We start from the raw sequence: 19,272 nt of genomic DNA on the forward strand, positions 1-19,272 counted from the left end.
CGAGGAGCGGTCCGGGGTGGGCTAGCCGAGGGTGAAGTCGTCGGCGTAGACGTCGGCTTGGCCGTACCAGCCGTGGACGTAGACGGTGACGGTTCCGCTGCTGCCGGTGGTGAAGGTGACCGACTGCTGGTTCCAGCTGGAGCTGCTCGACCAGGTGCTGGCGCCGGCTCCGCCGCTGACGCCGAGATAGGCGTAGGGGCCCTGGACCCAGCCGGTGAGCGTGTACGTGTGGTCGGGGGACAGGGTGACGGTCTGGTCGCACTCGCCGGTACTGCTCGCGCTCGGGACGATCTGGAGGCTGTGGCTGCCGGAGTGGACCGGACTGGAGACCACCGCGCTGCCGCCCGTGCAGGTCCAGGGGCTGAGGCTGCCGCTCTCGAAGCCGGGGTCGGTCAGCGAGCCCCCGCCGCCTCCGCCTCCGCCTCCGCCGGAGGTGACGGTGAGCGTGTACGTCGCGCTGTGGCTGCCGCTGGAGGCCCTGCCGGTGACGGTGATGGGGTAGGTGCCCGCAGGGACGGACGAGCCGACCGCCGCCGTCAGTGTCGATGTGCCCCCGGAGGTGACGGAGCCGGGGCTGAAGGAGACGCTGACCCCGGACGGCGCGCCGGCGGCGGAGAGGCTGACGGACTCCGAACTGCCGGAGGTGACGGCCGTGTTGACGGTCGCGGTCGCGGAACCGCCCTGCGCGACCGAGGCGGAGCCGGGCGCGAGCGACAGCGAGAAGTCGCCGCTCGTGCCGCCGCCCCCGCCCCCCGCACTGCCCTCGTACGGGACGAACGCGTCCGTGAACGCGAGGCTGTTCTGGCTGATCTCGCTGCACGTGGGCAGGGAGTTGGCGCTGCCGCTGCACGGCTGGTCCCGGGTGACCGCCCAGAACGCCAGCCGTCCCACGCCGTTCTGCGCGGCGAAGTTCTCCACCGTCCGGGCGTCCGCCAGGGTGAACGTGGAGCCGTCGTCGTTCTTGCCGATCATCGGGGTGATGCCGAGGTTGGCGTAGGTGTAGCCGGAGTCGACGGACTGCATCTGCGCCAGGGTGGCCCTGGCGGCGTCGACGGCGCCCTGGCCCATCTCGGTGCCGGTGCCCGCGTAGTAGTCCATGGCCATGATGTTGACCACGTCGATCCTGATGCCCGCGTTCTTGGCGGCCTTGAGGATGTTGACGCCGTCATTGGTGAGGCCGCTCGTCAGCACCGGCAGGGTCATCGAGAACTGCAGGCTGGGGTTGGATGCCTTGAGGTCCTTCATCGCCTGCATCTGCCGGGCCGCCGCCGCGGTGTCGGCGACGGCGGCGCCCTCGACGTCGAAGTCCAGCTGGGTGACGCCGTAGTCGTCGATGATCGCCTGGTACCCGGCGTCGATGCTGCTCTGGGTGGAGCACGTCCAGGCCAGCGGCTCACCGCTCGCCCCGCCGGAGGAGATGACGACGGACGCGCCCTCCGACTTCGCCCTGGCGATCTCGGGGTCGGTGTAGGAGTCGTTGCCGATGGGGAGCGTGTCGCCCCAGATCTGGTTGCAGCCCTCGCCGATGACGAAGGCCGCGGTGTAGGCCTTGAGCTGGTGTCCGGTGATGGCGGTGTCGAGCAGCCCTTCCTGACCGTTCGACATGTCGACATAGGGGGCTACCGAGTAGACGCTGCTCGCCGCCGCAGCCGCGTGGCCGGCGGGTGCCAGGGCGACGGCCGCGCCGGTGGCCGTGAGTGCGAGCGCGCAGGCGGAGGCCACGCATCGCGCCAATCTTGCCAGGTGCATGACAGTACCCCTTTCGGGGATGCCCTTCGGGTGTTGAAGGGTGGGGAGATGCCGTACCGGGCCGACGTTGGTACATACCAAACCGCCCGCGAGCGCACCCGTCAAGAGGACTAGACCAAATAGTCACCGGCGTCCTCGGGCCTCTCGCCGGTGGGTGCCCTCTCCCACCGGCGCTTCCATGGGGCCCGGCCTATGCGTCGGCCGGCAGCACGTGGTCGCCGAGCTTGTCCGTGCTCAGGCACAGCGAGCACACCACCGCGTCGTGCGTGGCACAGGCCGTCAGGTCCGGGCGCTCGTACGGCTGGTGGCAGACGTGGCAGTCGAGGGTGACCGCGCTCGGGTTGCCGTCCGCGTCGAGCAGCGGCTCGGTGATCCCGTCGTCGGTGCGCCGCAGGTAGTACCGGCCCTTGGTGACGACGGCCATCACGGGGGTGAGGACGAAGGCGAGCAGGGCCGCGGCGACGGGGGAGTACGGCTGGAGGGCGTCGCCCAGGAGGTGGAAGTACATCGCGATCGACAGGCCGGAGGAGGCGACGAAGGCCACGACCCCCACCGGGTTGACGGCATACAGCATGCCGCGGCGGAACTCCGGGGTGAGCGGGGACAGCTTCAGCAGGTACTTGTTGACGCCGATGTCGGTGGCGACGGTGACCACCCAGGCGATCGCACAGTTCGAGTAGAAGCCCAGGATGCTGTTCAGGAAGCTGAACATGTCCGCTTCCATCAGGGCGAGCGCGAAGCCCAGGTTGACCAGGACGAAGACCATGCGGCCGGGGTAGTGCCTGGTGATGCGGGTGAAAGAGTTCGTCCATGCCAGCGAACCGGAGTACGCGTTCGTCACGTTGATCTTGATCTGGCTGATGACCACCAGCGCCACGGCCAGCGGGACGACCATCCAGGACGGCATCATCGCGTCGAAAGCACCGCGGAACTGGTGGATCGGCTCGGTCGCCGCGGCCGGGCCGACCTTCGCGAGGATGTACACCGCGAGGAAGACACCGATGGCCTGCTTCAGCGCGCCCAGCACCACCCAGCCGGGACCGGCCATGACCACGGCGGTCCACCAGGTGCGCTTGCTGGCCTCGGACTTGGGCGGCATGAAGCGCAGATAGTCGATCTGCTCGCCGATCTGCGCGATCAGGGACAGGCACACGCCCGCACCGAGCAGGACGGACGCGGTGTTGACGCCGCCGTCGCCGCCGGTGCCCGCGTAGGAGAGGAAGCGGTGGACGGTGCTCGGGTCGGTGGCGATCAGGTAGACCAGCGGGCCGACCATCAGCAGCAGCCAGATCGGGGTCGTCCACACCTGGAGCTTGCTGAGCGCCTTCATGCCGTAGATCACCAGCGGGATGACCATCAGCGTGGACACCAAGTAGCCGAACCACAGCGGCAGTCCGAGGCCGAGCTTCAGGCCCTGGGCCATGATCGAGCCTTCGAGGGCGAAGAAGATGAAGGTGAAGCTGGCGAAGATGACGCTGGTGAGGACCGAGCCGTAGTAGCCGAAGCCGGAGCCGCGGGTGATCAGGTCGAGGTCGATGTTGTAGCGGGCACCGTAGTAGGCGAGCGGGAAGCCGGTGACGAAGATGACGACGGCGGCGACCGCGATGGCCACGAGCGCGTTGCCGGTGCCGTGGGCCAGGCCGATACCGGCGCCGATGGAGAAGTCGGCCATGTAGGCGATGCCGCCGAGCGCGGTCGTCGCCACGACCATGGGGGTCCAGCGGCGGTAACTGCGGGGCGCGAAGCGGAGGGTGTAGTCCTCCAGTGTCTCCTTGACGGCCTGACCGCCGGCTGCCTCCGCCGTGCCTGCCGCAGGCGACCGTGACTCGGTGGTGCTCATGTCTCGCCTCCCGATGATCCTGGTGCGCGTACTGCGTCGAGGGATGAGCCCCCGCTTGGCGTCATCGGCAGGCCGGGGGAGCCGACGGACCGTCATGTGTCGCGTGCGGCCGTGTATACGACTCTGATCCCACGGCCGGTCACGCTAGAAAGGGGTTGTTGCCGCCGGTTCCTCCTGTCATGAACGCGGCGTTTCCGGGAGCTCACCCGCTGTTCCGCCTCCGGCCCGTCCGTGGGCCGCCGCCAGCGGATTCCGGTACGGACGCGTCGCTTCGAGCCGGGAGATCAGGTATTCGCCCGCCACCTGCGGTGCGTACCCTCGGGATGGTCGGGGCGTGCTGCGCCGCCGGTGTCCAGCGCCGCGGCGGCCGTGCCGAAGCAACCCCGGTGGCAGGCCGACCGGCTGAGCGCCAGTGCGGCCCTGTACTCGTCCGGCATCGCGCAGACACGTGTCGCTGAGCTGAAGGGCTCGACGGGGCGGGTCGGTCCGCTGACGGTGCCGCCGAAAGAAGCCGTACGTGCCCGACGCGGGCCGGTGTCGGCGGTCGCCGCCAGGCCCGTGGTGGGCGTCGACGCCGTTGCGGCAAGCGCGAGTCCGTGTGCCATCACCGACGGTCAGCCGGTGATCTTCTGCCGGGCCCTCGGCCCGATCGGGGTCGAGACCGACGGTCGGGCCGCGGAGCTCGGTGGCCCGATTCCCGCAGCCTGCCGCCGGCGCTCGCCGCCGGCGCCGGGGCCGTCGGGTTCCTGCCGACGCTCGCCGAAGCGGTCGGGGACCCCGAGCCGACTGCCGGAGGTGCCTGGAGTCCCGCAGGGCCATCGGCTCACGCCGGCCCGGGAGGCGACCGACCGCGGCCTGTTCGGGCAGTGGGTGGAGCGCGGCGCGGGGGAGCTGACCGACGCCGCTCCGTCCGGTGCCGTAGGAACGCTGCAGCGTTCGCGCTCGCGGCCGTGAACCAGCCGATGATCGAGGCGCCGTACCGCGAACGGTGCTGGGAACCGAACCGGGCCGGGCGTCACGGGTGTGGGAGCAGCGCATGCTCGCACATGACCCGAGCCTGCCAACCGAGATGGATGCCATCCACACCGCGCTCCATCCTGCGGATGCGGCCGGGCCTGCGCCGGGCCCGCCGCGAGCACACGCGGTCCGCGGCGCCGGGCGGGTGTCTGCCGGCCGTGCGCCGCGTGGTGCGAGCCGTTGTCCGTGAGCCTCCGGGCGCCGGCGTCCGCCCCGGGAGGTCACGCACACCCGAAGCTCGTACGCCTGCATCCGGCGAACGCTTCCCCGACCGCCGCCGAGCGAGGCTCAGTCAGTCGGGAAGCGTCGTCGTCAGGAGCCGTTGCCCGAGCCGGTCGCCGTCTTCGAGTAGGCGTCATGCCAGGCGGCCTTCGCGCCGGAGTCGCCGATCCGGTAGACGTCCACGACCGCTCCCACGGCGACGGCCAGCGAGAGCACGCCCACGACGATTCGCACGGGCAGGGCCGACCAGCGCACGGTACGGCCCCGGCCGGGTTCCGCCTGGGCGCGTCGGCCCGCCCACCACACGACCGCCGCCAGCACGAACAGACCCAGGGCCCATGGCAGCAGCCCGTCGCCCAGCTCCGTGTGCCGGCGTACCAGGGCGTCGTCACCCACGTGCCGTTCGAGCCACTCGCCGGCGTGGGTGGTCAGCGGCACACTGACCAGGGCGAGGAAGGCCACCAGCGGCAGCAGCACACCCAGCCGCCGGGCGGCCCGCGGCCACAGCGCGGCCATGACCAGGGCCAGTGCGGTGAGGGGTATCAGCACGACCACGACATGGACGAACAGGACATGGGCGGGCAGACCGTTGATCAGAGTCATTCAGGCGCTCCTGAGGGGGGTGAGGCGCGCCAGCCTGCCACAGCAGGCTCTCAGTTACCTCTGAGCCTTCTCTGCCGCGGATCGCCCCCGTGAAGCACCGCGGCACGGGCCTCGTCGGCGCGCCACATCACGAACCAGGTCCAGTAGAGCTACGACGCCACGACCGGGCGTCGTACGAGACCGGGCGGGAGCGAAGTGGCCCGGCTCTTGGGGCAGTTGACGACCGGGGGTCGCAGCGGCGGACGTGGTCGAAGAAGGCCGCGCCGGTGATGCCGCCGTCGGAGATGTGCACCGCGCGGACGCGGACCGTATCCGTGCCGGCACCGGTCGCGACGGCGTGGAGCCGCTCGGCGCCGATGAGTCCGGCCCGCAGGCCGCGCCGCTCCAGATACTCGGTGCGGACCCGGCACACCGCGAGGTGCAGGCCGCTGTCGGCGACCCGGGCTGCCTGGGTGTGGGAGGGGCGAGCCAGGCGCCGACATGGACCTGTGCCGCCGCCGACGTACGTGCGGTCAGCTCCGGCGGAAGCCAGTTGACGTAGCCCAGCCGTACCGGTGCCGACCCGGACCGGGCGCCGGCGTGGCGCTGCAGGCCGGCGGCGTGGGCCAGCAGATCGCGGGCCCGGAAGAGCAGGGCGGAGCCCGCCGGGGTGAGGGAGACCGACCGGCGGTCGCGGTCGAAGGGGCGCGCCCCGAGGTCGCGTTCCAGGGCCGTGATCTGCTGGGAGAGGGAGGGGCCGGCGATCAGGAGCCGCTCGGCGGCCCGGCTGAGGTTCAGCTCCTCGGCGACCGCGACGAAGTACCGGGGTCCGCGCAGCTCCCCGCGGCCCTCACGCTACGGCCTGTCGGAGGCTGTGCCTCTCGGCAGGGAGACAGCCGGCCGTGGCGCCTGGCCGCCCGCCGACGGACGATGAGAGAACGGCGGCCCGCGGTCCGGCAGCCCGCGGTCCGGCGGCCCGCGGTCCGGCGGTCCGGAACCCAGGGCGCCGCAGCATCCGCGGCGCACCGGTTTCCCCCGGACGCCCCAGCGAACGGAGTCGGGCCATGCGAGAGTTCCTGGTCGAGATCACCACCACGATTCCCGAGGGCACCAGTCAGGACGAGATCGACCGCCGGCGCGCCGCCGAGGCCGTCCGCGCCCGGGAGCTGGCCGCCGCCGGCCATCCGGCACGGCTGTGGCGCCCGGTCGGCGAGCGGCGAAGCATCGGCGTCTGGCTGGCCACCGACGAGGACGAGCTGCACGAGAGGGTGCTCGGCACGCTCCCGCTGAACCCGTGGATGAACTTCGCCGTCACCGCGCTGGAGCCGCACCCCAACGACCCCGGCCGGAGCGCCGGCACCCGCTGACCCGTACGCCGTCGGTCCGGCATCACAGCGGCGCCGGGCCGAGACGGCGCGGCACATACCAGGCTCCGGACAGCCACGTGGTCCACGGGCCGGACAAGGAGAACTCCTCCCACGACCGCACGACCCCTGCGCGCGGCCCCGGACCGAGGCAGCGGCCCGCTCCGCTCATCCTGCGGCCACGTCGCCCAGGCCGCCGCCGGCATGAGAGTCGCCGCTTTGTCCACACCCCGACCCTTCCCCTCACGCACACCCAGGCGGGTGTACGTGGGCGCCGGCGCGAACCCGGCGCCGCCGACTATGTCGGCTGTCTCATCGGCGCGCTCGCGCGCATCCTGCGCCCCGCACTGGTGCGCTCGCCGCTCTCCTGCGTGCCTCCCCGGCCGTGCTGACCGTGAGCCCGGCCGCCATGCCCGGCATGCCCGCCATCCACGGGACGCCGGTGCTGTTCGCGCTGCGGCTGCTCGCCGGGGTGGCCGGCGCCCTGGTCTTCGTCGTCGCTGTCAACTCCCTCCCGATCCACCTGCGGGAGCACCCGGCCCGCCGGCCCTCAACCCCCTGCTGCAGGGCAGCCGGCCTCCGTGGCCGCCGACCGGCCCGCTGAAAGTCTTAGGGTGGGCATGTGGGCGGCGGTGTGGTGACGCTGTTCCTGTGCGGTGATGTGATGCTCGGGCGCGGTGTCGATCAGATTCTGGCGCATCCCTCGGAGCCGGAGCTGCGCGAGGACTACGTCAAGGACGCGCGGTCGTACGTGGAGCTGGCCGAGGCGGTCAGTGGTCCGATCCCCGCACCGGTCGATCCCGCGTGGCCGTGGGGCGAGGCGCTGCGGGTGCTGGAGCGGTGCGCCCCGGACGCACGGATCGTGAATCTGGAGACGGCTGTCACGCGCAGTGACGCGTTCGCGCCGGGCAAGGCGATCCACTACCGGATGCACCCGGACAACCTCGCCGCCCTGACGGTGGCCCGGCCCGATGTGTGCGTCCTGGCCAACAACCATGTGCTGGACTTCGGCCGGCCGGGGCTGCGGGAAACGCTGGACGTGCTGGGCGGTGCGGGGCTCCGGGCCGCCGGCGCCGGACATGACGCCGACGAGGCCCGCGCACCGGTGGCGGTGCCCGTCGGGCCCGGCCGCCGGGTGCTCGTCCTCGCCCTCGGCGCACTGTCCAGCGGCATCCCGTCCGACTGGGCCGCGACCGCGGACCGGCCCGGTGTCGCCCACGTCCGTGACCTGTCGGCGGCGGCCGCGAGCGCTGTCCGGCGGGTGCGCGCGGCCAGGCGACCGGGCGACATCGTCGTCCTGTCCATCCACTGGGGCACCAACTGGGGCTATCTCGTCCCCCGCGAGCAGCGGCACTTCGCGCACGCCGTGATCGACGGCGGCGTCGACCTCGTCCACGGCCACTCCTCGCACCATCCCCGCCCGGTCGAGGTGTACCGGGACCGGCTGATCCTCTACGGCTGCGGCGACTTCATCGACGACTACGAGGGCATCTCCGGCTACGAGGAGTACCGCGACGACCTCCGGCTCGGGTACGTCGCCTCGGTCGACGCGGACACCGGGCGCCTGGCCGGCCTGCGGATGTTCCCCCTGCGGGCGCGGCGGATGCGGCTGGAGCATGCGGGGGAGGAGGACCGTGCCTGGCTGTGCACGACCCTCGACCGGATCAGCCGCGGCGTGCGCGTCGACGCGGCGGCCGACGGCACGCTCAGTCTTGTGGCCGGGCCGGAGCGAAGCTGACTTCCGCGACGACGTCTACGACGGCTCCTGTTCCGTCGCCGTCGTGCGCAGACGCTCCGCGCACCACTGCCGGACCGCGTCGGCGACCTGCTCCAGGGCGCCCGGCTCCTCGAAGAGGTGGGTGGCTCCCGGGATCACCCGCAGAGAGTGCGGGGCCCGCAGCTGCCGTGCCGCCTCCTCGTTGAGCCGCAGCACCTCGTGGTCGTCGCCGCCCACGACGAGCAGGACCGGCGCGCGTACGGCGGGCAGCGCGTCGCCGGCCAGATCGGGCCGGCCGCCCCGGGAGACGACGGTCAGGACGCGGTCGGGGTGCTGCGCGGCGGCCCGCAGAGCGGCGGCCGCGCCGGTACTCGCGCCGAAGAGGACGACGGGCAGCTCACCGGTGCCGGGCCGGGCGCCGAGCCACTCCATGGCGGCCACGAGGCGACGCCCCAGCAGCGCGATGTCGAAGCGGTGCTCACCGGTCACGACATCCCGGCGCTCCTCCTCAGCGGTGAGCAGATCGATCAGCAACGTGGCCAGCCCGGCCTCCCGCAGAGCCGCGGCCACCGCCTGGTTGCGCGGACTGTGCCGGGAACTGCCACTGCCGTGCGCGAACAGCACCACGGCCGGTGCGGAGTCCGGCACCACCAGATCACCTGGGAGCTGGGCGCCGTCGGCGGGCACCACAACCGTCTCGGACATCATGGTCATCGACTTCCCCGGAGGACCGTGTGGATCCTCGGTCGTCGGGTCGAACCTCGTGCATATCTCACTTACCCCCGTGCGCCCCACCTACCCCGCGGCGCGCCCTGATACCAATTGAAAGCTGAACAGGACAGAGGCCGTCCGCCGGGTGCACGCTGGCTGAGGACGGAGGGAACAGCGATGACCACTGCGAAAGACATCATGAGCCCGGGCACCCAGTGGATACCCCGCTACGAGACGCTGGACCGCGCGGCCCAGATGATGCGGGACCATCACGTGGGCGCACTCCCTGTCAGCGACCCCGACCAGGGCGACCGTATGTGCGGCATCATCACCGACCGCGACATCGTGGTGAAGTGTGTCGCCGAAGGCCACGACCCTGCGCGGGTGACGTGCGGTGACCTCTGCGAGGGCACACCGCGCTGGATCGACGCCGCCGCCGACGTCTCCGAGGTCCTGCGGGAGATGGAGGGGCACCAGATCAAGCGCCTGCCCGTGGTCGAGAACAAGCGGACGATCGGAATGATCAGCGAGGCAGACATAGCCCGGCACCTCAGTGACGAGAAGCTCGCGGAGTTCGTGCACCGCGTGTACGCGAGGTGAGCGGAAGCGGGCCTCGACCCGCGAGGAAGCCGACGGCCGGCTCTTCGTCGTCCTCGTCGCGGGTCAGCGGCCCGCGCCGCTGAGCGAGGGCTCGGCCCGGTCGCCCCGTACCGTGTCGGTCAACACCCCCGGATCCCTGGGCAGTTCGTCGCCGCGCCAGGCCACATGGCCGTCCGGGCGGACCAGCACGAAGGACCGTTCGTAGAGCTCGGCGACCTCCCTGTCCGCCCCTCGGAGCGCTGCCAGCGGTACGCCCCGCTCGGCGAACGCCCGTTCCACACCGGTAAGTTGACCGTGCTCGCCGAAGCGCAGCAGGGCGAAGCCGTGGCCGAACAGGTCGAGGGTGGAGGTGCCGGCGTCCCACCACGCGTGCGCGGCGCGGTGGCCGGGCTCGCTGCCGGGACGCCAGTCGGCGTCCGGGTCCTCGACGGCATCGGGTGCCGACGGGTGAGCGGCGGCGGGCACCGGAGCCGCCCGGGTGGTGGCACCGGAGCCACAGAGGACGCCGCCCTCGGCCGAGAAGCCGTGCGCGCCGGCCAGGGTGACGGCTTCGACGAGGAGCCGGGTCTTGCCCGCGCCGGGCCTCGCCTCCACCAGGAGCACCTTGCTGCGCCGGGTGTTCCCCACCGTGTGCAGACTCGCGCTGATCTGCGCCGGCTGTTCCTCCCGCCCCCGCACCGGGGGCAACGGTCGTGCAGTGGGTCCCATGACGCTCCGTATCAGAAAGTGAGCGGACGCAAGCTGCACGTACCCGTCTCCCTGCACGACGTACACGGGCGCGAACGCCATGGGGGAGGCGCGGAGGGCTCACTGCTACGCAGGTGGTGAACGCATGGCGCACATACACCCCTCAGCGCCTTCTGTCCCGCAGCCAGGGGCGCAGGTCGTCGCACACCGGTTGTCCCGCGCGTGTGAAGGTCGGGCATAATCTTCAACAAATTGTTGAAGGGGGTGGCGGTGCGGCAAAGGAGCTGGACTGCGGCAGATGTCGGGCACATGCAGCTGCGCGGCATCGCTCAGGTGGCGCTCAGCGCGAGTCCATGGACCGGACTGCTGTTCACCGCCGCACTGTTCGCCGGGGAGTGGCGCATCGGCGTGTACGGACTGCTCGGCGCGGCGGCGTCCACCGCGGCCGCTGCCGTGCTGGGCGCCGACCGGGAGGGCCTCGGCAAGGGCCTTGAGGGATACTGCGGTTGCCTCACCGGTATCGCCGTGGTCGTCCGGCTCGGGGCCTCGTGGCAGACCGTACTGCTGGCCGTCGGCGCCGCGGCGATCTGCTCCGTGGTGGGAGCCGCCGCCGGCCGCCTCCTCGGCCGCTTCGGACTGCCCGCCCTGACCGCCCCCTTCTGCCTGGTCGCAGGCGTGCTGGTGATCGCGCTGCCGGCCGGCGCGCCCGCCCCCGCGGCCCCCGCTCTCCGCGACGGGTTCACCACCCTGACGGCGGCCGAACTCGGCCAGGCCTTCTGCGACAACATCGGCCAGGTCTTCTTCCTCGACCGCTGGTACGCGGGCCTGATCCTGCTCGCGGGTCTGCTGGTCGCCTCCCGGAAGGCCGCCGTCGCCGCCGTGTGCGGCAGTGGCCTCGCGATCCTCACCGCCTGCGTCCTCGGCCTGCCCGCCGACCGGATCGGCGTGGGGCTCTACGGCTACAACGCGGTGCTGGTCGCGATCGCCCTGGGCGCGACCTTCCTTCCGCTGACCCCCTGGACCGCCGGCTACGCCGTGGCCGCCGCCGTCGCCTCGGTCCCCTTCACCGCCGCCTGGGCCGCCTTGGCCCGGAGCCACGGCGGATCCGCCTTCACCTGGCCGTTCGTCGTGACGACCTGGCTCTTTCTGGCGGCCGCTCCAGCGCTGGACCGGCCCGGCATCTCGTCCGAGAAAGCGACGTGACGCCATGAACGTCGTACCGCGTGAAATCGACAGACCGCACGTCCACGTGGTGGCCGACCAGGCCCGGCGCCGCCGCGCCCGCGGCACCGGCCTCACCTACGGCGAGGCCGCCGCCGTGCTCACCGAGGCTGTGCCGGAAGCGGCCCCGCAGCGAACGGCACGCCTGCCGCGGGCTGTTCCATGACCTGGAGGTCACACGGCGCGACGGCGAGCCGGTCGTGCTGGACACGGTCCGGCTGGACTCCGGCACGCCCCGGCCCGGTGGCGGGTCCCTCGGTCTTCGCCGGGTACGACCTGCCGGCGACGCTCCACGCCGTCACGGCCCTGGCGCCCGCCGCCGCGGTCGCGGACGGTCTGCCCGTGGCCCTGCTGGACACAGGCCCGGCTTTCGGCGGGAGCGTTCTGCCGACGACTGCGGCGCCCGGGCCCGGAACACGGGCGACTCCCCGCCCGGGAACGCCCACGCCCTGCGCACGGCCCGGACCGCGGTGCGCCCGCGCCTCATCGGGTTCCCCGCGTCGGACCTGCGCCTGACCTGATTCCTTCAACGCCCGTGCCCGCGGGCTGTGGACGCCAGAGCAAGATCCGTGATCGAGTTGCCGGCATGAGTTCTCTCATCCGCCACGTGACCATCGACTGCACCGATCCCTACGCACTGGCGACCTTCTGGGCCCGGGCCCTGGACGGTTCGCTCGCGGACGACGACGTCCCGGGAGACCCGGAGGCCACGGTCACGACCGCGGCCGGTGCCCTGCTCTTCATCCGGGTCGCGGACCGCAAGACGGCGAAGAACCGTGTCCACCTCGACCTCCAGCCCCAGGACCGCACCCGGGACGAGGAGGTGGAGCGCCTGCTCGCCCTCGGTGCCACGCTCCAGGCCGACCACCGCCGGCCCGACGGAACGGGCTGGGTCACGCTGTACGACCCCGAGGGCAACGAACTGTGCGTGGAGCGCAGCGCGGCGGAACGGCGCGGTGACTGACGGCGCCCTCGTCGGACGTGCCCCTCGGCCCGCCCTCAGAACGGGTACGGTGCCTGGGCCGAGCGGGCCGTGATCCAGCGGGTCTCGGTGAACGCCTCGATGTTCGCGGCCCCGCCGAAGCGTGCGCCGGTACCGGAGGCGGCGACGCCACCGAAGGGCGCCACGGCCTCGTCGTTGACGGTCTGGTCGTTGATGTGGACCAGCCCCGTGGGGATCCGCTCGGCGAGGTCGAGGCCGCGCATGACGTCGGCGGTGAGGATACCCAGGGACAGCCCGTACGGGGTGGCGGTGGCCAGCGCGATCGCTTCGTCCAGGTCGGAGAAGACACGGACCGGCGCCACGGGACCGAAGACCTCCTCGGCGTAGGCGGGGGAGGCATCGGTGACGCCGGTGAGGACGGTGGGCCGGTAGAACAGCTCCTCGTACGTACCGCCCGCCGCCAGCCGGGCCCCGCCGTCGACGCTGGCGGTGACCAGGGCGTGGATCTTGTCCCGCTGCCCGGCGTCGATGACCGGGCCGAGGGCGACGTCATCCTTGGCGGGGTTGCCGACGGGCAGCCGCTCGGCCTTGTGCGCGAGGCGTTCGACGTACTCGTCGGCGATCGAGGCGTGCACCAGATGCCGTCCGGTGGTCATGCAGACCTGACCCTGGTGGAAGAAGGAGCCCCAGGCGGCGGTCGAGGCGGCACGGTCGAGGTCGGCGTCGGGCAGGACGATCAGCGCGGAGTTGCCGCCCAGTTCGAGGTGGGCCCGCTTGAGGTGCTCGGCGGCGGCCGCGCCGACCTTGCGGCCGGCGGCGGTGGAGCCCGTGAAGGAGATCACCCGGACGTGCGGGGCCGTCACCAGCGCCGCCCCGGTGTCGGCGCCGCCCGGCAGGAGGTGCAGGACATCGGCGGGCAGCCCCGCCTCCTCGAAGACCCGCATGATCGCCACGCCGCCGGACACCGCGGTGCGCAGGTCGGGCTTGAGGAGCACCGCGTTGCCGAGGGCCAGGGCGGGCGCCACGGAACGGATGCCCAGGACGAGCGGCACATTGAAGGGGGCGATGACGCCGACCACTCCGGCGGGCACCCGGCGCGCCAGGCTCAGCCGGGGTTCGGCCGACGGCAGCACCTCGCCGAGGGGCCGGGAGACGAGGGCGGCGGCCTCGTAGCACTCCTGCGCGGCGGTGACCGTCTCGAACGCCGCCTTGCCCGGGACGCTTCCGGCCTCACGGACGATCCACCGCTGGATCTCCTCGGCGTGCCGGGTGAACAGGTCCCCCGCCCGGCGCAGTACGGCGGCGCGCTCGGTGTACGGCGCGCGGGCCCAGGCCTGTTGTGCGCGGGCGGCGCGCTCGGCAGCGACGGTGACGTCGTCGGGCGTGGCCACGCCGATCGCGTCCAGGGTCTCACCGGTGGCGGGTTCGACCACGCGGGCGCTGCCGCCGGCCGGGACCGTCCAGCCGCCGATGTGGGCCTTGCCGGACCAGAGGGACGGATCGAGCAGCATGACGGCCTCCAGGATGTGAGGGGGGATCCCGTGGAAGCAAGGCTACGGCCGCGAGCCGGTCAGGGGCGGAACTCGTGCGCGGCCGAGACGGCGATGCCGGGGACCGGCGGTTCGGCGCGAGCCTCCGGTCCCCGACATCGACGGCCCGAACGACCCCCTTGCTCGGCGGCACTTGGCGACGTGCCCCCGCGTCCGCCACCGGCGCGGGCACCAGGCCGGTCTTCGCGACGCGCAGTGCGCATCGCCGGCCGGACCGGGGGAGCGGACGGGCGTACCAGGGCAGGGCATGGTGTCGCCGCCTGGCGGGGGCACGTCCGCCGGGAGGGCGGGCAGCGGTGTGTGCCACTGACCGCCGCGCAGCTCGCCCGTCCCGGTTCCGGCCGGGAGCAGGGCGCTGAGGAGACCGTCGTCGTCCTCAGCCGATTCGGCCGCCCACGCCGGAACGCCCTTCGGGGACGGCCAGCAGGCCGACCGACACCTGCTCACGCACCTGCTCGCCGAGTACGCCGGTGGCCGCGTCGGTGATCGCGGAGATGAGGCGTGCGGGTGCGTCCGGTACGTCCGGGTGCCGGTAGGCCGCCTCGCGCAGACTCAGGGTGATGTTCGGGGCGACCTGGCTCGTCGGTACCCCGCCGACACCGCGCCGGCGCGCGGGAATGCCGATGAGGTCGACGGCGACCAAGCGGCCGAACCCCTCGCCGTAGACGGATCCGACCGCGTCCGCGAGACCTCGGATCAGGCCTTCTTCGGTCTTCGCGTCAAGGGCGTCCTCGCTGATGTGCACGGTGAAGTGAGGCATGCTGGACTCTCCGTTCGCGCCCGCCGGGGCGGGCGGCTCGGGTGCTGATGTCTTTGCCAGCAAAACATCTTTGTCATCAAAGGTAAAGGGTGAGGGGTGCGTGATGGCCGGATCTGTGCGGCGCGAGGCCGGGGCGGGAGAGGTGGACGCCGCGGTCCGCGAACTGCTGTTGCTCATGCCGCGGATGGCCGGCCGGGTGAAGCGCATTCCCGTTCCCGAGGCCCTGCGGTCGCAGGCGCTGGCACCCCGTCATCTCTCCTTGCTGGCCTGTCTGTTGTTCGACGGACCCATGACGGTCAACGACCTGGCCGCGCGCCTGGAGGTGGCGCCCACCACGGTCAGCCTCATGGTCGGGGACCTCGGCGAGAAGGGCATCCTGGACCGGCGCGAGGACCCGTCCGACCGGCGCCGCCGGATCGTGGCCATCGCCCCCGACCGGCACGACGCCATCGCAGCCTGGCTCGCCCCCGGTGCCGCGGCCTGGCGCCGCGTACTCACCCCGCTGACCCCGGCGCAACGGCGCCTCTTCGTCGACACCCTGCGGGCCTACGAGGCGGCGGTGGAGGAGGAGCGGCAGCGGTAGGGGGCTTGGTTCTGTGAACGTCCGGCATTTCTCGGCTACTTGACGGCTTGTTGGTCCGTACCTATGGTCGTCGGTCAGCGTTACGTTCAAGCTGCCGCATGTCGTTCACATACGAGGACGTGTCTCATGCAGGAGATGCCCGCTCTACGTCGTCGCAAGTCCCCGCGATCCGCTCTCGCCCTCACCGCGGCCGCCGCCCTGCTGACCACCGGCCTTCTCGCCTGGCCCGGCACCCAGCGGGCGGCGGCCGCTCCCGCCGCCTTCGTCCACCCCGGCGTCACCGTCTCCGCTGCCCAACTCGACTTCGCCCGCGGCAAGGTGCTCGCGGGCGCCGAGCCCTGGAAGAGCGCGTACGACCAGATGATGGCGAGCCCGTACGCGAGCCTCAGCCGTACGCCCAAGCCCCGCGCCGTCGTGGAGTGCGGCCCGTATTCCAACCCCAACTACGGCTGCACGGACGAGCGCGAGGACGCCATCGCGGCGTACACCGACGCGCTCGCCTGGTACATCACCCGGGACGCACGGTACGCGAACAAGGCGATCGAGCTGATGGACGCCTGGTCCGCCACGCTCACGGACCACACCGACAGCAACGCACCCCTGCAGACCGCCTGGGCGGGCGCCTCCTGGGCCAAGGCCGCCGAGATCATCAAGTACACCTACACCGGAACCTGGGCCGAAGCCGGCCGGTTCGCCGGCTTGCTGCGCGACGTCTACCTGCCCGAGGTCGTCAACGGCTCCAACTCCAACGGCAACTGGGAGCTGACGATGATGGAGGCCGCCGTCGGCATCTCCGTCTTCCTGGAGGACAAGGTCTCCTACGACTCGGCCATGGCGCGTTTCCGCACCCGTACCGCCGCCTATGTGTATCTCTCCTCCGACGGCGATGTGCCGAAGACCGTGCCGAGCCAGAACCTGAACACCCGGGACAAGATCGTCGCGTACTGGCAGGGCCAGTCCACCTTCGTGACCGGCCTGACCCAGGAGACCTGCCGCGACTTCACGCACACCGGGTACGGCATCTCCGCCATCTCGCATGTGGCCGAGACCAGCCGGATCCAGGGTCAGGACCTCTACGGCACCGACGTCGGCGAACGGCTGCGGCAGGCGCTCGGCTTCCAGTCCAGGTACGAGCTGGGCGCCGCCGTGCCGAGCTGGCTGTGCGGCGGCACCCTCAAGCTCGGACTCGGTCCCGTCACCGAGGTCGGCTACAACGCCCTGCACAACCGGCTGGGCATCGCCATGACCAACACCCAGACCCTGACCGAGCGAAACCGCCCGGCCGGCACCGACAACCTCTTCGTGGCCTGGGAGACCCTCACCGACGGCGACAACCCGAACTGACCGTCACGCGGCCGGCGCGACGTCGGCCTTCTCCCACCAGTCGGTCCAGCTCGGCAGCCTGCCGTGCACGGCCAACGGGCGGAGGAAGTGGAGCAGTTCGGGTGAGGCGACGGGGGTCGGTCCGGCCCCGGCCGGCAGAGCGGCGTCCACGAAGACCGAACCGGACACCGGATGGCCGAGGCCCACGCCGATGACGGGGACGAACAAGCCCGCGTTGCTGTGCGCCACCAGCCTGACGGTGCTGTCGGCCGGGACCTGCCGCAGATCGTCGCAGACCGCGTCGACGAACCGGGGGGCCGGAAGCGCGGCTCGCCGGCGCCGATGTGCAGCAACGACGGCACCCGTACCCGGTGTCCCGCCGCCGGCCAGGTGTGCGGCGACGGGACACCGGGTCGAGGTGCCGACGGACGGACTGTGGGCGAGAACGAAGACCGGCTGCACTGTCCGATGGTGTCGCCCGCGCCGGGGCAGGCGCGACCGTCTCGGCCGACAGCAGAACGCCCCGTACGGTCCGGATCGACCGACCCGCCGACGTCGTGTACGCCTACGCGTCGAACCCGGCCGACCTCCCGGCCTGGGCCCGTGGCCTGGGAGACTCCATCGAGCAGGTCGACGGCCAGTGTGTCGCGGGCGCCTCTCCCCTGGGGCGTGTCGTGGTCGCCTTCGTGCCGCGCAACGAGCTGGGCGTGCTCGACCACCATGTCACGCTCCCGTCGGGGGAGACCTTCTACAACCCGGTACGGGTGATCGCCGACGGCACGGGAAGCGAAGTGGTGTTCACGTCGGGAGCCGTACATGAGTGTCGGGAGCCGTACTGAGTGACGCCGACTTTCGGCGTGACGCCGATTGCGTCGCCGGCGATCTGGCCAGGCTCAAGGAAGTGCTGGAGTCTGTGCAGGAGCCGACGGGAGGGGTCACGTGAGGGTCGTCATCACCGGTGCGTTCGGCTTCCTGGGACGTCTGCTGGCCGCCGCCCTGCTGCAGACCCGGACGTTCGACGGCGTACCGATCGAGCGCCTGGTGCTTGCCGACCGCGCCGTACCGCCCGACGCCCCCGTGGCGGCTGACCCGCTGGTGGACGTCGTGCACGGCGACCTGACCGACCGCCTGGACGCCGTGTTCGCGGCGCCGGTCGACGTGGTGTTCCATCTCGCCGCCGCGGTGTCGGCCGAGTGCGAGGCCGACGTCGACCTCGGCATGCGCGTCAACGTGGACGCCACCCGTGCCCTGCTCGACGCCGCGCGGGCGCAGTCGGCCACCGGCGGGCCGGTGGCGCGGGTGGTGTTCTCCAGCAGCCTCGCCGTCTACGGCTCCGGTCCGGGCCTGCCCCAGACCCCGGTGGTCAGCGAAGCGACACCGTCCGTGCCGCGGTCGAGTTACGGAACCCAGAAACTCATCTGTGAACACCTGATCGCGGACTACACCCGCCACGGCTTCCTCGACGGACGCGTCGTCCGCCTGATGACCGTCTCGGTACGGCCCGGCCCACCGAACGCGGCCGCCTCCGGCTTCCTGTCCGGCATCATTCGCGAACCCCTCGCGGGCCTCCCCGCGATCTGCCCGGTGCGCCCCGACCTGCGCGTGGCCCTGGCCTCACCACGACGCACGGTCCAGGGGATGCTGCGCGTCGCGCAGGCCGAGCGTGGCGCCGGGCCGGGCCGGCTCGACGGCCCGATGCCGGTCAACCTTCCCGCGCTCACCGTCTCGGTCGCCGACATGCTCGCCACCCTGCGGCAGACGGCGGGCGACGCCGTCGCCGACCTGGTGACCGTCACGCCCGACCCCGCCGTCGAGGCCATCGTGGCATCCTGGCCCGCCGCGTTCGACAACACGCGCGCCGCCCGACTCGGCCTCGCCCCCGACCCGAGTTTCCTGTCGATCGTGCGGGATTACCTCACCGACCACGCCGACGCGGTCCGTACCGACCTGCCGGACGGCACCTAGTGCTGCCCGGCCGAAGGTTGGAGGGCGTCGATCACGTTGTCTTGAGTGGGGTGCCGTCGTAGGTCCAGCGGTACGGTTTCGCGGTCTTGTTGTGCTGGATCACGTAGGTGTCCGTCTTGTCGATGAGGTCGTCTCGGCTGTGGAAGTCGCTGTTGCGCGGGACTCGACGGGTCAGTTGGGGGACGGCGAGACCGGAGCGAAGACCGTGCCCGTCACCTGCGCGGCGAACGCTCGGTGCGACCAGGCGGACCGGCCCCGCCACGTGCGCACGGTGTTGACGCTGATCTTCAGTTCGCGTGCGATTGCGGAGTTGGTCAGTCCGTCGGCCGTTGCGAGCACAATCTTCGCCTGGAGGACCTGCCTCACCTGTGCGGTGGCGGAGGCTGCCGGCCGGTGCAGGTGTGCACGCACCGGCTCGGCAAGCCTCACCATGACGTT

Annotated in this window: 21 protein-coding genes and 2 pseudogenes; 12 read left to right on the plus strand and 11 right to left on the minus strand. The window is 72.0% G+C overall.

What is annotated here, in order from left to right:
- Positions 1–21: 21 nt before the first annotated feature.
- Together O1G22_RS39385 and O1G22_RS39390 are read right to left on the minus strand one after the other, a co-directional pair.
- On the minus strand, positions 22–1,749 hold the full coding sequence (locus tag O1G22_RS39385) for a carbohydrate binding domain-containing protein (RefSeq protein WP_270085693.1): 1,728 nt from the start codon (positions 1,747–1,749) through the stop codon (positions 22–24).
- A gap of 190 nt (positions 1,750–1,939) precedes the next feature.
- Entirely contained in the window at positions 1,940–3,589 is a 1,650-nt protein-coding gene (locus O1G22_RS39390) for an allantoin permease (RefSeq protein WP_270085694.1), read from the minus strand.
- Between the two features lie 369 nt (positions 3,590–3,958).
- On the opposite strand from O1G22_RS39390, the gene O1G22_RS39395 reads away from it, so the two are divergent.
- Positions 3,959–4,543, plus strand: a complete 585-nt coding sequence (locus O1G22_RS39395) for a hypothetical protein (RefSeq protein WP_270085695.1) — start codon at positions 3,959–3,961, stop codon at positions 4,541–4,543.
- A 375-nt stretch (positions 4,544–4,918) separates the two neighbouring features.
- Here the strand turns inward: O1G22_RS39395 and O1G22_RS39400 are convergent, their stop codons facing one another.
- Both O1G22_RS39400 and O1G22_RS39405 read right to left on the minus strand, forming a co-directional pair.
- Complete coding sequence (locus tag O1G22_RS39400; RefSeq protein ID WP_270085696.1) at positions 4,919–5,431, minus strand: DUF2231 domain-containing protein; 513 nt, start codon at positions 5,429–5,431, stop codon at positions 4,919–4,921.
- 152 nt (positions 5,432–5,583) lie between these two features.
- Positions 5,584–6,247: pseudogene (locus O1G22_RS39405) on the minus strand (LysR family transcriptional regulator); the annotation flags it as partial.
- Between the two features lie 227 nt (positions 6,248–6,474).
- On the opposite strand from O1G22_RS39405, the gene O1G22_RS39410 reads away from it, so the two are divergent.
- The 3 genes from O1G22_RS39410 to O1G22_RS39420 all read left to right on the plus strand — a co-directional run bounded on the left by O1G22_RS39410 (position 6,475) and on the right by O1G22_RS39420 (position 8,512).
- Positions 6,475–6,777, plus strand: a complete 303-nt coding sequence (locus O1G22_RS39410; RefSeq protein WP_270085697.1) for a muconolactone Delta-isomerase family protein — start codon at positions 6,475–6,477, stop codon at positions 6,775–6,777.
- A gap of 415 nt (positions 6,778–7,192) precedes the next feature.
- Complete coding sequence (locus O1G22_RS39415) at positions 7,193–7,378, plus strand: hypothetical protein (protein WP_270085698.1); 186 nt, start codon at positions 7,193–7,195, stop codon at positions 7,376–7,378.
- An 18-nt stretch (positions 7,379–7,396) separates the two neighbouring features.
- Positions 7,397–8,512, plus strand: a complete 1,116-nt coding sequence (locus O1G22_RS39420) for a CapA family protein (protein ID WP_270085699.1) — start codon at positions 7,397–7,399, stop codon at positions 8,510–8,512.
- A 15-nt stretch (positions 8,513–8,527) separates the two neighbouring features.
- Here the strand turns inward: O1G22_RS39420 and O1G22_RS39425 are convergent, their stop codons facing one another.
- On the minus strand, positions 8,528–9,199 hold the full coding sequence (locus tag O1G22_RS39425; protein WP_270086658.1) for a dienelactone hydrolase family protein: 672 nt from the start codon (positions 9,197–9,199) through the stop codon (positions 8,528–8,530).
- 180 nt (positions 9,200–9,379) lie between these two features.
- Between O1G22_RS39425 and O1G22_RS39430 the strand changes: the two genes are divergently transcribed.
- On the plus strand, positions 9,380–9,802 hold the full coding sequence (locus O1G22_RS39430; RefSeq protein WP_270085700.1) for a CBS domain-containing protein: 423 nt from the start codon (positions 9,380–9,382) through the stop codon (positions 9,800–9,802).
- Positions 9,803–9,865: 63 nt separating this feature from the next.
- On the opposite strand, the gene O1G22_RS39435 is transcribed toward O1G22_RS39430, so the two are convergent.
- Positions 9,866–10,510, minus strand: coding sequence for an aromatic-ring hydroxylase C-terminal domain-containing protein (locus O1G22_RS39435; protein WP_270085701.1), 645 nt, complete (start codon positions 10,508–10,510; stop codon positions 9,866–9,868).
- Between the two features lie 288 nt (positions 10,511–10,798).
- Here O1G22_RS39435 and O1G22_RS39440 point away from each other — a divergent pair, with 288 nt between their 5' ends.
- The 3 genes from O1G22_RS39440 (at position 10,799) to O1G22_RS39450 (ending at position 12,674) form a co-directional block, all read left to right on the plus strand.
- On the plus strand, positions 10,799–11,692 hold the full coding sequence (locus tag O1G22_RS39440) for an urea transporter (RefSeq protein WP_270085702.1): 894 nt from the start codon (positions 10,799–10,801) through the stop codon (positions 11,690–11,692).
- A gap of 4 nt (positions 11,693–11,696) precedes the next feature.
- Positions 11,697–11,876, plus strand: a complete 180-nt coding sequence (locus O1G22_RS39445) for an urease subunit gamma (RefSeq protein WP_270085703.1) — start codon at positions 11,697–11,699, stop codon at positions 11,874–11,876.
- A gap of 420 nt (positions 11,877–12,296) precedes the next feature.
- Entirely contained in the window at positions 12,297–12,674 is a 378-nt protein-coding gene (locus tag O1G22_RS39450) for a VOC family protein (RefSeq protein WP_270085704.1), read from the plus strand.
- Positions 12,675–12,709: 35 nt separating this feature from the next.
- Here the strand turns inward: O1G22_RS39450 and O1G22_RS39455 are convergent, their stop codons facing one another.
- Together O1G22_RS39455 and O1G22_RS39460 are read right to left on the minus strand one after the other, a co-directional pair.
- Positions 12,710–14,164, minus strand: coding sequence for a benzaldehyde dehydrogenase (locus O1G22_RS39455; protein WP_270085705.1), 1,455 nt, complete (start codon positions 14,162–14,164; stop codon positions 12,710–12,712).
- Positions 14,165–14,579: 415 nt separating this feature from the next.
- Complete coding sequence (locus tag O1G22_RS39460) at positions 14,580–14,963, minus strand: hypothetical protein (RefSeq protein WP_270085706.1); 384 nt, start codon at positions 14,961–14,963, stop codon at positions 14,580–14,582.
- 103 nt (positions 14,964–15,066) lie between these two features.
- Between O1G22_RS39460 and O1G22_RS39465 the strand changes: the two genes are divergently transcribed.
- Both O1G22_RS39465 and O1G22_RS39470 read left to right on the plus strand, forming a co-directional pair.
- Positions 15,067–15,546, plus strand: coding sequence for a MarR family winged helix-turn-helix transcriptional regulator (locus O1G22_RS39465; protein ID WP_270085707.1), 480 nt, complete (start codon positions 15,067–15,069; stop codon positions 15,544–15,546).
- A 126-nt stretch (positions 15,547–15,672) separates the two neighbouring features.
- A complete protein-coding gene (locus tag O1G22_RS39470; RefSeq protein ID WP_270085708.1) occupies positions 15,673–16,890 on the plus strand; it encodes an alginate lyase family protein in 1,218 nt (405 codons plus the stop codon).
- Positions 16,891–16,893: 3 nt separating this feature from the next.
- On the opposite strand, the gene O1G22_RS39475 is transcribed toward O1G22_RS39470, so the two are convergent.
- Entirely contained in the window at positions 16,894–17,331 is a 438-nt protein-coding gene (locus O1G22_RS39475; protein ID WP_270086709.1) for a hypothetical protein, read from the minus strand.
- Positions 17,332–17,405: 74 nt separating this feature from the next.
- Here O1G22_RS39475 and O1G22_RS39480 point away from each other — a divergent pair.
- Positions 17,406–17,812: pseudogene (locus O1G22_RS39480) on the plus strand (SRPBCC family protein).
- On the plus strand, positions 17,809–18,834 hold the full coding sequence (denD, locus tag O1G22_RS39485) for a D-erythronate dehydrogenase (RefSeq protein ID WP_270085709.1): 1,026 nt from the start codon (positions 17,809–17,811) through the stop codon (positions 18,832–18,834). Before O1G22_RS39480 ends, denD begins: the two are co-directional and overlap by 4 nt.
- A gap of 31 nt (positions 18,835–18,865) precedes the next feature.
- On the opposite strand, the gene O1G22_RS39490 is transcribed toward denD, so the two are convergent.
- Together O1G22_RS39490 and O1G22_RS45000 are read right to left on the minus strand one after the other, a co-directional pair.
- Complete coding sequence (locus O1G22_RS39490) at positions 18,866–19,096, minus strand: hypothetical protein (protein WP_270085710.1); 231 nt, start codon at positions 19,094–19,096, stop codon at positions 18,866–18,868.
- Positions 19,006–19,266 carry a helix-turn-helix domain-containing protein gene (locus O1G22_RS45000; RefSeq protein ID WP_428986451.1) on the minus strand — a complete coding sequence of 87 codons (261 nt, stop codon included), beginning with the start codon at positions 19,264–19,266 and terminating at the stop codon, positions 19,006–19,008. Before O1G22_RS45000 ends, O1G22_RS39490 begins: the two co-directional genes overlap by 91 nt.
- Positions 19,267–19,272 lie beyond the last annotated feature (6 nt).

The sequence above is a fragment of the Streptomyces camelliae genome, from assembly GCF_027625935.1.
In the GTDB taxonomy this organism is placed as follows: Bacteria; Actinomycetota; Actinomycetes; order Streptomycetales; family Streptomycetaceae; genus Streptomyces; species Streptomyces camelliae.

Coding starts and splice junctions, on each gene's coding strand:
- O1G22_RS39385 (WP_270085693.1), bottom strand. CDS start 1,749: ATGCACCTGGCAAGATTGGCGCGATGCGTGGCCTCCGCCTGCGCGCTC.
- O1G22_RS39390 (WP_270085694.1), bottom strand. CDS start 3,589: ATGAGCACCACCGAGTCACGGTCGCCTGCGGCAGGCACGGCGGAGGCA.
- O1G22_RS39400 (WP_270085696.1), bottom strand. CDS start 5,431: ATGACTCTGATCAACGGTCTGCCCGCCCATGTCCTGTTCGTCCATGTC.
- O1G22_RS39410 (WP_270085697.1), top strand. CDS start 6,475: ATGCGAGAGTTCCTGGTCGAGATCACCACCACGATTCCCGAGGGCACC.
- O1G22_RS39415 (WP_270085698.1), top strand. CDS start 7,193: ATGCCCGCCATCCACGGGACGCCGGTGCTGTTCGCGCTGCGGCTGCTC.
- O1G22_RS39425 (WP_270086658.1), bottom strand. CDS start 9,199: ATGATGTCCGAGACGGTTGTGGTGCCCGCCGACGGCGCCCAGCTCCCA.
- O1G22_RS39430 (WP_270085700.1), top strand. CDS start 9,380: ATGACCACTGCGAAAGACATCATGAGCCCGGGCACCCAGTGGATACCC.
- O1G22_RS39435 (WP_270085701.1), bottom strand. CDS start 10,510: ATGGGACCCACTGCACGACCGTTGCCCCCGGTGCGGGGGCGGGAGGAA.
- O1G22_RS39440 (WP_270085702.1), top strand. CDS start 10,799: ATGCAGCTGCGCGGCATCGCTCAGGTGGCGCTCAGCGCGAGTCCATGG.
- O1G22_RS39445 (WP_270085703.1), top strand. CDS start 11,697: ATGAACGTCGTACCGCGTGAAATCGACAGACCGCACGTCCACGTGGTG.
- O1G22_RS39450 (WP_270085704.1), top strand. CDS start 12,297: ATGAGTTCTCTCATCCGCCACGTGACCATCGACTGCACCGATCCCTAC.
- O1G22_RS39455 (WP_270085705.1), bottom strand. CDS start 14,164: ATGCTGCTCGATCCGTCCCTCTGGTCCGGCAAGGCCCACATCGGCGGC.
- O1G22_RS39460 (WP_270085706.1), bottom strand. CDS start 14,963: ATGCCTCACTTCACCGTGCACATCAGCGAGGACGCCCTTGACGCGAAG.
- O1G22_RS39465 (WP_270085707.1), top strand. CDS start 15,067: ATGGCCGGATCTGTGCGGCGCGAGGCCGGGGCGGGAGAGGTGGACGCC.
- O1G22_RS39470 (WP_270085708.1), top strand. CDS start 15,673: ATGCAGGAGATGCCCGCTCTACGTCGTCGCAAGTCCCCGCGATCCGCT.
- O1G22_RS45000 (WP_428986451.1), bottom strand. CDS start 19,266: ATGGTGAGGCTTGCCGAGCCGGTGCGTGCACACCTGCACCGGCCGGCA.